Raw genomic sequence first — 13,507 nt, forward strand, 5'->3', positions numbered from 1 at the left:
TAAATAAACACGGAATTAGCTTCTAATAACTAATGTAATTTATTAGATTTGAGGCGTTTTTCATAGGATCATATAGTTTCAAAAAATAAATATGTCAAAACAAATCAAGCTTAAAAAAGGGTTTGATATACGCCTGGTTGGTAAAGCCGAAAAAAAGATCGGTGATTTTCAATCTGTCAAAACCTTTGCCATCAAGCCTACAGATTTTATCGGAATGCAACGACCAAAGGTCATCGTAAAAGAAGGTGATACGGTGAAGGCAGGCTCTCCCATTTTATTTGACAAGAAATTGGAAAAAGTGCAATACGTCGCACCTGTTTCCGGGGAAATTGTTGAAATCAAGCGTGGAGAAAAAAGAGCGTTGCTGGAAATCAAAATCCTTGCAGACAGTGAAATAAATTTTGAGGATTTCGAAAAATACACCGATGCAGACATTGCTGCTGCGAGTAGGGAAAAATTAGTGGACCATATGACGGCTACCGGTGTATGGCCGCAAATTATTCAACGCCCTTATGGTGTTGTGGCCAATCCGGAGGACGAACCCAAAAATATTTTTATTTCCGGATTTGATACCCACCCATTGGCTCCTGATTATGATTTCCTCTTTAAAGGGCAGGCCAATTATTTTCAAGCGGGTATAAACGTGTTGAAAAAACTGACGGAAGGTAAAATTTACCTGGGGCTGTCCGGTGAATCTAAATCATCCGAATTTGCAAACATTCAGGGCGTGGAAACGAATTATTTTTCCGGCCCTCATCCTTCCGGAAATGTGGGGGTTCAAATCCACCACATTGCTCCTATCAATAAAGGAGAAACGATTTGGACGCTGAACCCTTATGGGGTGGTGCAAATCGGGAAGTTATTTACCAATGGGCAGTATGATGCCTCCAAGCTGATAGCGTTAACTGGCTCAGAAATTAAAACCCCTGTCTATGCCCAAACCTATATTGGAAGCTGTGTGGATAGCTATGTTGCTGGAAATACCAAGACAGATAACATTAGAGTGATATCAGGAAATGTGTTGACTGGCGAGAAAATTAACCGGGATGGATACCTTGGGTTTTACGACCACCAGCTGACTTTGATTCCAGAAGGGGATTATTATGAGTTTCTCGGGTGGATGAAGCCTACCACAGAAAAATTGAGTTATCATAAAGCCCTTGGTTTGTTGTCCTTTTTAAACCCTAAAAAGGAATACGTCCTGGATTCCAATGTCAGAGGAGAGGAGAGAGCGTTTGTGCAAACGGGTGTTTTCGAAAGCGTAACTCCAATGGATATTTATCCGGTATATCTCCTAAAGGCCATTATGGCAGAGGATTTTGATGAAATGGAGGAGTTGGGTATATATGAGGTTATTGAGGAAGATCTGGCACTTTGTGAATTTGTTGATGTTTCCAAACACCCGGTCCAGGAAATAGTTAGAAAAGGTATAGAACTCATTCAATTTAGTTAACCATATGAAGTTTTTACGTGATCTGCTGGATAAGCAGAAGCCCCTTTTTCAAAAGGGAGGAAAATTAGAAAACCTCTACTACTTGTATGAGGCTGGGGAAACATTTATGTTTTCGCCCAAGCATACAACAGCACCAAGAGGAGCACAGGTAAAAGATGCGATAGATTTGAAGCGAATGATGATCACAGTAGTGATCGCCATGATTCCCTGTTTGCTTTTCGGTATTTATAATACCGGCCACATGCATTACCTCGCCGTAGGTGAAGCAGCCAGTTTTGGGGATAAATTTATCTTGGGACTTACGCTGGTACTACCTATCGTTATCGTGGCATATGCAGCTGGAGGTTTGGTGGAAGCTAGTTTTGCAGTGGTTCGTAAACATCCTATTAATGAAGGGTTTTTGGTAACCGGAATGTTGATTCCTCTGGTGGTTCCTGCCACCACCCCTTTATGGCAGGTGGCGCTTGCTACCATCTTTGCGGTAGTAATCGCGAAGGAGGTTTTTGGTGGAACGGGAATGAATATTCTGAATGTGGCCATGACCGCAAGGGCCTTTTTGTACTTTGCTTATCCTGCTCAGATTTCAGGAGATCAGGTTTGGACCTATTTAGGTGACAAAACCCCTGTAGATGGGTTTTCGGGTGCTACAGCACTTTCTGTCGCTTACCAATCAGGACAAGAAGGCGTAAATGTCGTTTCGAACCTGGCCAGTCACAATTCAGCGATAGTGGATAATATGTTTAGTTTTGCCAATATGTTTTTTGGATTCATTCCAGGCTCCATTGGAGAAACATCCACATTGATGGTTTTATTAGGGGCAGCGATTTTACTCTTCACCGGTGTAGCCAGTTGGAAAATCATGGTGAGTGCTTTTGGTGGTGCTTATATTATGGCTGCTGTTATGCAATTATTGGCAGTAAACGAGTACATGGCCATGCCGGCTCATTATCACCTGGTGATGGGAGGGATTGCCTTCGGAATTGTATTTATGGCAACAGATCCTGTTTCGGCTGCTCAGACGGAATCCGGAAAATGGATTTACGGCCTGTTGATCGGGGTGCTTACCATAATTATAAGGGTTACAAATCCTGCTTACCCGGAAGGAATCATGCTGGCAGTGCTGTTTATGAATGTTTTTGCCCCGCTGATAGATCATTATGTAGTAAAAGCTAACAAGAAAAGGAGGTTACAACGTGCAACAGTCTAATGCTTACATTATCACATTTTCAATTATCCTAACCGTAGTTTTGGGATTATTGCTTTCCGGGACCGCTGAGGTATTGAAACCAATTCAGAAAAAGGCAGAGGAACTAGATACAAAAAAACAAATTTTGGGTGCGGTTATGCCTGCGGAAAAAATTGACGCCATGAAGCCTGATGAAATCAATTCCTTTTACCAGAGCCGAATTTCCTCAAAGGTGGTCAACATAGATGGAGAAGAAGTAGAAGAACAAGATGGGGCGCAGGTTACCGCGGAAACTATCGATGTTGGGAAAAATTATAAAAAGGATCCGGAAGATAGGCTGTATCCTGTATTTATTTTCCATGAAGAAGGAAATGTAGATGCTGTTGCGTCCTACATCTTTCCTGTTTATGGAAACGGGTTATGGGATAATATATGGGGATACCTGGCTTTGCAAACCAACATGGAGACCATTGAGGGGATTACCTTTTCGCATGCTGGCGAAACTCCCGGACTAGGTGCGAGAATTACTTCTACTGACGTTCAGGAACGATACAAAGAAAAGTCCATTTTCAATGAGAGCGGCGAGTTAGTATCGGTAGTTATGCAAAAAGGAGAAGGCAAAGACTACTCCGGAGAGCCGCATAAAGTGGATGGCCTATCAGGCGCTACCATTACGGCTGAAGGGGTGAATAAAATGTTGAAGAGTTATCTGGAGCATTATAAAGCTTACATCGAAAAGAATAAAGAAGGTGCATCCGGAATGGCATTGAATTAATTTGAAAGTTTCAATTGAACAACGATATGAGTACAGACACAGCTGAAAAAGAAATAGCGTTAAAAGAGTCAGAAGCGCTTCTTTCAAAAAGAAGAAAAAAGCTGGTAACGGATCCCCTGGTAGATGATAATCCCATTACCATTCAGGTTTTGGGTATTTGTTCTGCGCTTGCGGTTACCACGCAGATGCAGCCTACCTTGGTAATGGCATTATCGGTTATTTTTGTAATGGTAATGGCCAACCTTTCGATTTCTCTGTTACGGAATAAAATCCCAACCAGGGTGAGAATCATCGTACAATTGGCAGTAGTCGCTTCCTTGGTGACCTTAGTGAATGAAGTATTGCAAGCCTTCGCTTATGATATGTACAAGGAGCTTTCTGTTTTTGTAGGTTTGATCATTACTAATTGTATTGTTATGGGTCGCCTGGAAGCATATGCCCTGGGTAATAAACCTTATGACTCGGTGCTGGATGGATTTGGAAGTGCCTTGGGATACTCCTGGATCATTTTGACCGTAGCATTTTTTAGGGAATTATGGGGATCGGGTTCTTTATTTGGCATTCCTATTTTCGATGGAATATCCAGCCTTTTCGGTGGCGACTTCCAGTTGGCTACTAACGGGCTAATGGTATCCCCGGTGGGAGCCTTTATTATCCTTGGCCTGCTGATTTGGGTGCAGCGCACCAAAACTGGTTATGTGGAACATTAAAAGAAAGAAGGAATGGAATTATTTAACTTAGCAATACGGTCAATTTTTATTGACAACATGGTTTTTGCCTATTTTCTGGGGATGTGTTCGTTTCTGGCGGTGTCCAAAAAAGTGAGCACGGCTCTGGGACTTGGAGCTGCTGTAATTTTCGTTTTGACGATTACCGTGCCGCTCAACTGGCTTTTGAATGAATTTATATTGAAAGAAGGAGCATTGGCCTTTTTGGGAGCATCTTTTGCTACCATTGACCTAACCTTTTTACGATTCATCATGTTTATTGCCATCATTGCAGCCATGGTTCAATTGGTAGAAATGGTAGTGGAAAAATTTGCTCCGGCACTCTATGGTGCGCTGGGTATTTTTCTTCCCTTGATTGCGGTAAACTGTGCCATCCTGGGAGGATCGCTTTTTATGGCGCAAAGGGACTATACCCTGGCAGAAGCTACAGTTTATGGATTTGGATCCGGAACGGGGTTCTTTCTTGCCATTGTTGCGTTAGCTGCCATTCGGGAAAAACTGAAGTATTCAAACGTCCCTAACGGATTGAAAGGACTTGGTATTACCATGCTGATTACGGGGCTTATGGGAATTGCATTCATGTCCTTCATGGGAATTGATTTGTAACTTTCAGCTTATAAACTCAATTTGATTCAAATTGTAAAACCCTGGTCACTTTTTTTAGAGAGCAGGGTTTTTCTTTTCTTACAGCTTTTAACCAATAAAGCAATGGCGAATTTTACATCAAAACGAATTTTTGGCTACTTTCTGCGAGGATTGCTTTTCGTCGTTCCCTTTTTTCTTACAGGATACATTATTGTACTTACGGTTCAGTTTCTCGATAACATCATTCCGGTAAATATTCCCGGGCTGGGAATACTTGTCATGTTGGTATTTGTAACACTCGTAGGCTACCTGACCAGCATTTTTATTACAAAATCCATTTTTGAGGAGTTGGAAAAAATAGTTTTTAAAATTCCTTTAGTAAATATCCTTTATACGAGCATTAAAGACCTGATGTCCGCTTTTGTCGGGGATAAGAAAAAATTCAATACTCCCATTATCGTAAAACTATCGGAAAATATGTCTCGCTTAGGTTTCATGACTCAGGATGACCTCTCCGTCCTTGGGCAAGAAGAACTAGTGGCCGTATACTTTCCACATTCATATAATTTTAGCGGCAACCTGTTTTTGGTTCCAAGAGCAAACATTACCCGCTTAAAAAATGTGAACAGTACCGAAATCATGAAGTTTATTGTTTCAGGAGGCGTGTCGCAGCTGAATTACTACAAGAACCCAAACAAAGCGAAAGATCAGCAGGGTCGGGAGCCAGGGTTGTCTTCAGAAGGTCTTTGATATGTATCCCATTCCTTTTAATCGGCCTTATGTTACCGGCAAGGAATGGGAACACATTCAAGCGGCACTTGCACAGGGTAAATTATCCTCGAATGGAAAATACACTCAAAAATGCCAGCATTTTTTTGAAAGCAGGTTTGGGTTTAAAAAAACCTTTCTGACTCATTCTTGTACCCAGGCACTTGAAATGGCAGCCCTGTTGCTAAACCTTGGGCCTGAAGACGAAGTAATTCTTCCAAGCTATTCCTATGTTAGTACAGCCAATGCCTTTGCGCTTCGCGGATGTCGCTTGGTATTTGCCGATAGCCGACCCGATTATCCAGGTATTGATGAAGCAAAAATAGAAAATCTTATAAGTAGCCGAACTCGTGCTTTGGTACTTGTCCACTATGGGGGAGTAGCCTGTCATATGGAGCCAATCCTTGACTTATGTAAGAAGTACGGTTTGTTTTTGATTGAAGATGCAGCGGCGGCTTTAGATGGTTATTACCTGGCAAAGGATGGTGATGCATTGCCTTTAGGTAGTATGGGGGATTTTGCTACCTTTTCTTTCCATGAAACGAAGAACATCAGTTGTGGAGAAGGAGGCCTGTTGGTGGTCAATAACCCGTCATTTTTTAAGGAAGCAGATTTGGTATGGAACAGGGGGACCAACCGCTCTGAATTCGAAATGGGACATGTCCTATCCTATGAATGGGTACGGTTGGGTTCTGCATTTGCACCTTCGGAAATCACTGCGGCCTGGCTGTGGTCCCAGTTAGAAAACCTGGCCATCATTCAAGAAAAAAGAGCGGCAGTCTGGAACTGGTACCAGGCAAATTTAAAGGAGATTTTGGCTACCTTCTTCGGGCAAAAGCCTGTAATTCCCTTATATGCCAGACAAAATTACAACACCTATTACCTTGTAATGGAGCATATTCAGGATCGGGACGCCTTGATTGATTTTTTAAAGTCCAGAGGCATTCTTTCGGTTTCTCATTACCGCTGCCTGCATCAGAGTCCCTATTTTAAGAACAGGTATCAGGGAAAGCCTTTGTTGCAAGCGGAGAAATATCAGGAAAGGTTGCTACGGTTACCTGTTTTTGCCGATCTGGATGTCAAATCATTGGAAAATAGTTTGCTGTCCTGAATGACCAGGAAAAGAACAAAAAAAAGACCCTTCTTCAACAAAAAGGGCCTTCTTGATTCCACAAAAGATATAAGATTATATCTGTGCTTCTAATTTATCTGCGAGAACCGATTTAGGAACGGCTCCGATAACTTTATCTACTACTTTACCTTCTTTAAATATCAGCAAGGTTGGGATGCTCCTGATTCCAAACTGAGAGGGTACCCCTGGATTGGAGTCTACATCCATTTTCGCAATGGTAGCCTTTCCTTCGTAATCCCCAGCGAGTTCTTCTACTATCGGCCCAATCATTTTGCAAGGGCCACACCATTCTGCCCAAAAGTCTATCAAAACCGGATGTTCTGAATTGATGATTTCTTCAAAGTTGGTATCTGTAACTTCAATTGCTTTTGCCATTTTATTGTAATTAAAATTTTTGAAACATATATCTTAATCCGATTATCATCTGATTAGTTCCATCTGCCAATCAAATTTTCCTTCGATCCTACCTAAATGATCTTATAGGCCACCTCCGGAATTTTCTCCAGTGCCTGGATTAAATCATTGGAAGGATCTATCTTATAACGGGAGGACATCAGGTCCAGCGTTATGTTTTCTTTATTGTCAATGATATTGATGTACAGTTTTGCCTCCCCCTGGTACTTTTTGCTGATTTCTTCCAGTTTTTCCATCAAGTCCAGGCTGAGGTCATCCAGGTCGATGTGCACCCGGATACCTTTGATCATGCGGCCGCGAATTTCATTTAATAAAACCATCTGATTGATCTTAAACTCGTATTCTCCTGGTTTGTACTTGTTGGGATGGACACTGCCTGAAAGGTACAAAAACCACCCAGTCATAAAATATTGCTTAAATTTCACATAATCTTCTCCAAAAAGAAAAAAGGTATGTCCTCCATGATAATCCTCCAAACTGAGTGTTCCAAAAGGTTTGCCGTTCTTGGTAGTACGGTGAGCAAAGGAAGTAACAGCCCCTGCCAGTTTTATTTCTCCTTTGTTTTTTACTTGGGTGAGATCCGTTAATTCCGGTAAACTGGTATTGGTAAACGCTTCTATTTCTACCCTGAACTGATCCAATGGGTGTCCTGAAATGTACAGGCCCACTACTTCCTTTTCAATATTGAGTTGCTGCAGCTGGCTAAAGGGTTCCAGTGAAGGAATGGTAGGTAGTGGAATATCGGTTCCATTTCCTCCGCCAAATAGTGATACCTGTGAGCTTTCTTCTTCCTGGATCACCTTTTGGGCATATTTTACCGCCTTTTCCAAAAGGCTGGCTTCACCCTCAGCAGCCTCCAGATACTGCCTACGGTGAAATTCAGTAAAGCAGTCATAGCCACCAGCCATTGCTAATACTTCCATGGTTTTTTTGTTTACTGCGCGGAGATTGACCCGTTTGGTAAAATCAAAAATATTTTTGTAGAGGCCCGAAGCTTCCCGCTCTTCGATGATGGCTTGCACGGCCGCATTGCCAGTTCCTTTGATAGCGGCCATGCCAAAGCGTACCTGTCCTTCCATATTTACCGTAAAATCACTTTTGGATTCGTTGATATCTGGACCCAAAACCTGTATTCCCATGCGCTTGCACTCCTCCATGAAGAAGGTTACCTGCGTAATGTCATTCATGTTATTGCTCAGTACGGAGGCCATGTATTCGGCCGGATAGTGGGCCTTCAGATACGCCGTTTGGTAAGCAATCCAGGCATAACAGGTTGAGTGTGATTTATTAAAGGCATAGGATGCAAAGGCTTCCCAATCTTTCCATATTTTTTCAAGCTTTTTAGAATCGTGCCCTTTGGTAGCAGCCTGATCTATGAATTTGGGTTTCATTTTATCTAGCACGTCCTTTTGTTTTTTCCCCATGGCCTTTCGAAGAACGTCCGCCTCGCCCTTCGTGAAGCCCGCCAACTTTTGGGAGAGCAACATCACCTGCTCCTGATAGACTGTAATTCCGTAGGTTTCTTCCAGGAATTCTTCCATATCCTCCAAATCATAGGAAATGGCTTCGGTACCGTGTTTTCTTTTGATAAAGCTGGGGATGTATTCCAGCGGCCCCGGACGGTACAAGGCGTTCATGGCAATCAGATCCGCAAAAACAGTGGGTTTGAGCTCCCTCATGTACTTTTGCATGCCTGCAGATTCGTATTGGAAAATGCCAATAGTTTCTCCCCTCTGAAACAATTCGTACGTTTTTTGATCGTCTATGGGAAAGTTTTCAGGATCCAACTGAACGCCGTGCCGTTCCTGGATAATCCTGACCGCGTCTTTTATGAGAGTTAGGGTTTTTAATCCCAAAAAATCCATCTTTAACAGCCCGGCACTTTCTACTACGGAGTTGTCAAATTGGGTACAGACCATGTCCGAGTCCTTGGCCAATGCCACCGGTACAAAATTCGTGATATCATCGGGTGTGATGATGACTCCACAGGCGTGAATGCCGGTGTTTCGTACGGACCCTTCCAGGACTTTTGCCTGATTTACGGTTTTGGCACTGTCGTCATTTCCCTTGGATATACGGATCAGTTCCAGCGCTTTGTCCAGGTTCTCATTGTTGTTTTTAAGCTTGGCAGAAAGTCGTGGACGGTCATTGGCAAGCTCAAAGAGGCTTTTGAGCTTGATATCGGGCACTAGTTTAGCAAGCCTGTCTGCCTCCGAGAGCGGGAGGTCCAATACCCTTGCAGTATCTCTGATGGCAGACTTAGCAGCCATGGTGCCATAGGTAATGATCTGCGCTACTTGATTGGCGCCATATTTTTTTATTACATAATCAATCACACGTTGCCGACCTTCATCATCAAAGTCAATATCGATATCCGGAAGGGATACCCTATCAGGATTCAGAAAGCGCTCAAACAGGAGATCATAGGCGATGGGATCCACGTTGGTGATTCCCACACAAAATGCCACTGCCGATCCCGCTGCGGAGCCCCTGCCTGGGCCCACGGACACACCCATATCCCTTGCTGCCCGGGTAAAATCCTGAACAATCAAAAAATACCCGGGATACCCTGTCCTTTCTATGGTTTCCAATTCAAAGTCCAGTCGTTCTTTGATTTCATCAGTGAGGGTTTCGTACCGCTTTTTGGCACCTTCGTACGTCAGGTATCTTAGGAAAGCATTTTCTCCCCTTTTACCCCCATCCACATCATCCTGCGGATCTATGAATTCTTCGGGAATGTCGAACTTGGGCAGTAACACCTCACGGGCTAACTTGAAGGGTTCTACTTTTTTTACAATTTCATTGGTACAGGCAATGGCTTCCGGGAGGTCAGCGAAGAGTTTTTTCATTTCTTCCGGACTTTTAAGGTAAAATTCTTCGTTTGGAAACCCATATCGGTACTCCCTACCCCTTTTACCAATGTATTTTCTTGGTTTTGCTACCAATTCCCCATCCTTAACACAAAGCAAAATATCGTGCGCTTTTGCGTCTGTTTTTGTGTTGTAGTAGCTATTGTTTGCCGCAAAGTACGGAACCTTATACTTAGCTGCCCATTGCAGTAAGACTTCATTAACCTTTTCTTCTTCCGGAATGCCATGCCGGTTTAGCTCTATGTAAAAATCTTCACCAAATTGTTCCAGCCACCATACAAATGCCTCCTCGGCCTGAGTTTCTCCCACGTTCAAAATGAGGTAGGGGATTTCTCCCCACAAGCCTCCAGTGGTGGCAATGATGTCTCCCTTGTACTCAACCAGTAACTCCCTGTCGATGCGGGGCAAATAATAAAACCCTTCAATATTTGCATAGGAGGAGAGTTTGGCCAGGTTGTGATAGCCTTTTTTATTTTTGGCTAGCAGTACCGTTTGATATCCATCGTCCTTGTTGGCTTTGTTTTTCCGATCCCGGCAAAGGTTAAATTCGCAACCGATAATGGGTTTGATTCCCTGATTGTAGGCCTCCCGTACAAAGTGAAAAGCTCCCATCATGTTGCCATGATCAGTCATGGCCAGGGCCTGCATCCCCAAATCTTTGGCCCTCTGTATGGCCACGGGGATTTCAGAAGTGGCCTGTAAAATTGAAAACTGGGTATGCACATGCAAATGGCTGAAAGGAACGTCTTTCAAATCCGAAATGTCAGCCCCGTCAGCTGCCTTTAATACTTCTTTTGCCGCTGTTTTTCCATCGTCTTTGGCGGCGGCAAAGTTGGCCTCCTCGAGATCGGGAGCCTCGTAAATAACCTCTTTTACGGATAAACCTTCCGCAGGAGGCAACACCTGCTCCTTAATCAGGCCAAAAAAACATTTTGCCGTAGCATCTACGTCATAGGCAGCATCGTGGGCATCTCCAAAACCCTTTCCAAACAGTTTGATGTGCAGTTCCAGAAGCGTAGGCCACTTGTATTTGCCCCCCTTTCCTCCAGGTATGGCACAGAAATCGGTAGAAAGGTCCTTGGTATCCAGACTTTCTTTTTCCAATAAGTTAACCGGCTTTTTGGCCCGCAACTTTTCAGCACCCACTACGCTGATATCAAACCCAATGTTGTGCCCCACCAGATAGCGGCAGTTTTTCAGATCCTTTTCAAACTCCTCCAATACCTGACCCAGTTCGTGCCCGTCTTTCAGGGCTCTTTGGGTGGAAATCCCGTGTATTTTTTCGGCATTGTAGGGGATGGTAAAGCCGTCCGGCTTTACTATAAAATTTTGCTGGGAGATTAATCCTCCCCTTTCATCATGTAGCTGCCAGGCCAACTGGACCAAACGCGGCCAGTTATCCAGATCGGAAATGGGGGCATTGTAGTCTCTGGGTAATCCGGTGGTTTCGGTATCAAATATTAAATACATCTGGCTTGTTTTACTGATTTTTGAAGTGAACTCCTGTTTTCGGATCCACATTTAAAAATACATGGAATCCAGGGGATCTGCCAAAGTTTACCAAGAAATAAATCAAATAGCAAACCCGCTTCTTTTCAAGGGTTTCAGGGACAGCTACTTTCATTAATTCCGAATTTCCCAAACCTTAAAGTCGGCGAAAAAGAATAAATGCATAAAATAATTTATTGGTGTCTATTCCAGAAGTCATAAAAAAACTGCCCACCAAAAGAGAGGTGGGCAGCTCCTGGATTAAAGTATGCAGAAAGTCCTATTTGTTAATAGAGAATTGCTCTACTTGTTCTCCATCCAAATTGACTGTTTCTGCGCGGAGTTCGTTACCATCAATAGTGATGTATTGGTATAGATGGGATGCTGGAAACTGAACTTCCGCGTAGGGCTCTCGCGGTATGTCCTCATTTTTACCCGTAGTGCCAATAGAGATCCAGTAAATGGTGCCGTCCCTTGGGGAGGATTGCACCTGATCGTTTCGAAGGGGTTTGGAGCGCATGTAATAATGAAAGTGTCCGCCCATTACCAGATCTACATGGTATTGATCAAATAGCGGGCCCCAAAGATCCTGAATGTCCTCGTAGGGTTCCACCCCGTTATAAGGAGGAAAATGAAACACGGCAATTTTCCAGGTAGCCTCGGATTCTTTTAACTTAGATTCTATCCATGCCGTTTGGTCTTCCAGTGGTAAGGTGACGTCAATCATCAGAAAGAGCGTATTTTGGTAATCAAATGCGTAAGTTCTACCTTCCATATCAGGCGGGCTGTCGGAGGGTAAACTCAGCATTCGTTCATACATCCATGCGCCCAGTCCGTCCTGGCTGTCGTGATTTCCCGGCACCGCCAATAGGGGTTTCCGCGAGATGGTTTCCCCGGCATATTCGAATAGTTCATCCCAGTCATTCCGGTAAAGACCTGTATTAACCAAATCGCCTGCGATGTAATAAAATTCTGTGTCGGGGTGTTGTGTCTCGGATTTTTGAATCAGATTTCCCCAAATTTCAGAATTGTGTACATCACCAAACCAAATAAATGAAAAGGGCATTTCCTGAGCGGCTGCAGTAGAAAAAGACTGTGGTTCGGACCAGCCTCCTGCCTCATTACCTGCGACGTAGCCATACATGGTTCCAGGATTCAGGGAGCGGAGTTTCGCCGTAAAACGGTGCATGTACCGGTCATTCTGCAGCAGTCTGTCCTCCATCAGATACCTTTCTGCCATTATTTCGACCGTATCCTCGGTGCCATTTTCCCAATACCGGACGCTCCCTTCGGCTATTTCATCCGATGTTCTCCATTGAATATCAATGGAGGTGCTGGGCTCCTCGCTCCAGGTTAATAGCAAATGATCAGGTTTTTCACTGCTTGGAAAAGCAGTAGAACGAAAGGCATTAACCAGGTGTGCTTCTCTGGCCCTTCCCCGGATGGTGGTCAGCAATTGTTGACCCTTGAGGGCCTCAGGAACTTCAGTAATGGTCAATCCATCCCAGTCATGGTAAGTAAAGGCTCCTGATTCTAGCGTTTCGATGTGTTGCTCCTCAGGAAATACCGGGCTGATGGTTAAGCTGTCGTCCGGATTTTGGGGGGCAAGTGCTAAAAAATAAACGGGGCGGTGTTTTCCAAAGCCATTGATGCCCAGTCGGACCTCTCCAGCCTCAAAGTCTTTTTGCCAGACCTCATAGGTGTAGATTTCATTTTTTACACCCATACCTGTAGGTTCAAATCCGGAGGCTTCAAGCCAGAATGGAATTTTTTCCTGGGCTTTGTCCCGCATCAGGGATACGGTGGCCGGTACATTGATCCGGATTTTCCAATACTGGGTGGAAAGTGACGCTTTTTCTTCTTCGCTCAGATAGTTTTCTATGAATTCGTGAGATACCGTATCCAGGGTTTCACTGTCCCATTCTTCATACATTCTGGTGACGATCCCATCCATGGTTTCAGATACGGGAAGCAATTCTACGTCAGCACTTTGATGGGGACCACAGGAAAGGGTAAGGATCCAAACGCAGTAGACTAACAAGTTCGATTTTTTCATAGAGAAATTGAGTTTTAAAATGATTTTCTAACAAAGAAATAGCCTTTCACTA

The 13,507-nt window shown here is 43.7% G+C and carries 10 protein-coding genes; 7 read left to right on the top strand and 3 right to left on the bottom strand.

Annotated features, from left to right (window positions below):
* Positions 1 to 91 precede the first annotated feature (91 nt).
* The 7 genes from GKS34_RS07965 (at position 92) to rffA (ending at position 6,606) form a co-directional block, all read left to right on the top strand.
* Positions 92 to 1,453 carry a Na(+)-translocating NADH-quinone reductase subunit A gene (locus GKS34_RS07965; RefSeq protein WP_163384283.1) on the top strand — a complete coding sequence of 454 codons (1,362 nt, stop codon included), beginning with the start codon at positions 92 to 94 and terminating at the stop codon, positions 1,451 to 1,453.
* A 4-nt stretch (positions 1,454 to 1,457) separates the two neighbouring features.
* Positions 1,458 to 2,660 carry an NADH:ubiquinone reductase (Na(+)-transporting) subunit B gene (locus GKS34_RS07970; RefSeq protein WP_163384284.1) on the top strand — a complete coding sequence of 401 codons (1,203 nt, stop codon included), beginning with the start codon at positions 1,458 to 1,460 and terminating at the stop codon, positions 2,658 to 2,660.
* The gene (nqrC, locus tag GKS34_RS07975) at positions 2,647 to 3,414 is read left to right on the top strand and encodes an NADH:ubiquinone reductase (Na(+)-transporting) subunit C (protein ID WP_163384285.1); all 768 of its coding nucleotides are present in this window, start codon (positions 2,647 to 2,649) and stop codon (positions 3,412 to 3,414) included. Before GKS34_RS07970 ends, nqrC begins: the two co-directional genes overlap by 14 nt.
* Before the next feature lie 26 nt (positions 3,415 to 3,440).
* A complete protein-coding gene (locus GKS34_RS07980) occupies positions 3,441 to 4,124 on the top strand; it encodes an NADH:ubiquinone reductase (Na(+)-transporting) subunit D (protein ID WP_163384286.1) in 684 nt (227 codons plus the stop codon).
* Positions 4,125 to 4,136: 12 nt separating this feature from the next.
* Entirely contained in the window at positions 4,137 to 4,748 is a 612-nt protein-coding gene (gene nqrE, locus GKS34_RS07985) for an NADH:ubiquinone reductase (Na(+)-transporting) subunit E (protein ID WP_162416300.1), read from the top strand.
* Between the two features lie 102 nt (positions 4,749 to 4,850).
* On the top strand, positions 4,851 to 5,477 hold the full coding sequence (locus GKS34_RS07990) for a DUF502 domain-containing protein (RefSeq protein ID WP_163384287.1): 627 nt from the start codon (positions 4,851 to 4,853) through the stop codon (positions 5,475 to 5,477).
* A 1-nt stretch (position 5,478) separates the two neighbouring features.
* Positions 5,479 to 6,606 (top strand): dTDP-4-amino-4,6-dideoxygalactose transaminase, encoded by a 1,128-nt coding sequence (gene rffA / locus GKS34_RS07995; RefSeq protein ID WP_163384288.1) that lies wholly within the window; start codon positions 5,479 to 5,481, stop codon positions 6,604 to 6,606.
* A 75-nt stretch (positions 6,607 to 6,681) separates the two neighbouring features.
* On the opposite strand, the gene trxA is transcribed toward rffA, so the two are convergent.
* The 3 genes from trxA to GKS34_RS08010 form a co-directional block, all read right to left on the bottom strand.
* Positions 6,682 to 7,002 carry a thioredoxin gene (gene trxA / locus GKS34_RS08000; RefSeq protein WP_163384289.1) on the bottom strand — a complete coding sequence of 107 codons (321 nt, stop codon included), beginning with the start codon at positions 7,000 to 7,002 and terminating at the stop codon, positions 6,682 to 6,684.
* A gap of 92 nt (positions 7,003 to 7,094) precedes the next feature.
* On the bottom strand, positions 7,095 to 11,381 hold the full coding sequence (dnaE, locus tag GKS34_RS08005) for a DNA polymerase III subunit alpha (protein ID WP_163384290.1): 4,287 nt from the start codon (positions 11,379 to 11,381) through the stop codon (positions 7,095 to 7,097).
* 298 nt (positions 11,382 to 11,679) lie between these two features.
* Entirely contained in the window at positions 11,680 to 13,455 is a 1,776-nt protein-coding gene (locus tag GKS34_RS08010) for a purple acid phosphatase family protein (RefSeq protein WP_163384291.1), read from the bottom strand.
* Positions 13,456 to 13,507: the final 52 nt, after the last annotated feature.

The organism is Cyclobacterium jeungdonense (assembly GCF_010994275.1).
Classification (GTDB): Bacteria; Bacteroidota; Bacteroidia; order Cytophagales; family Cyclobacteriaceae; genus Cyclobacterium; species Cyclobacterium jeungdonense.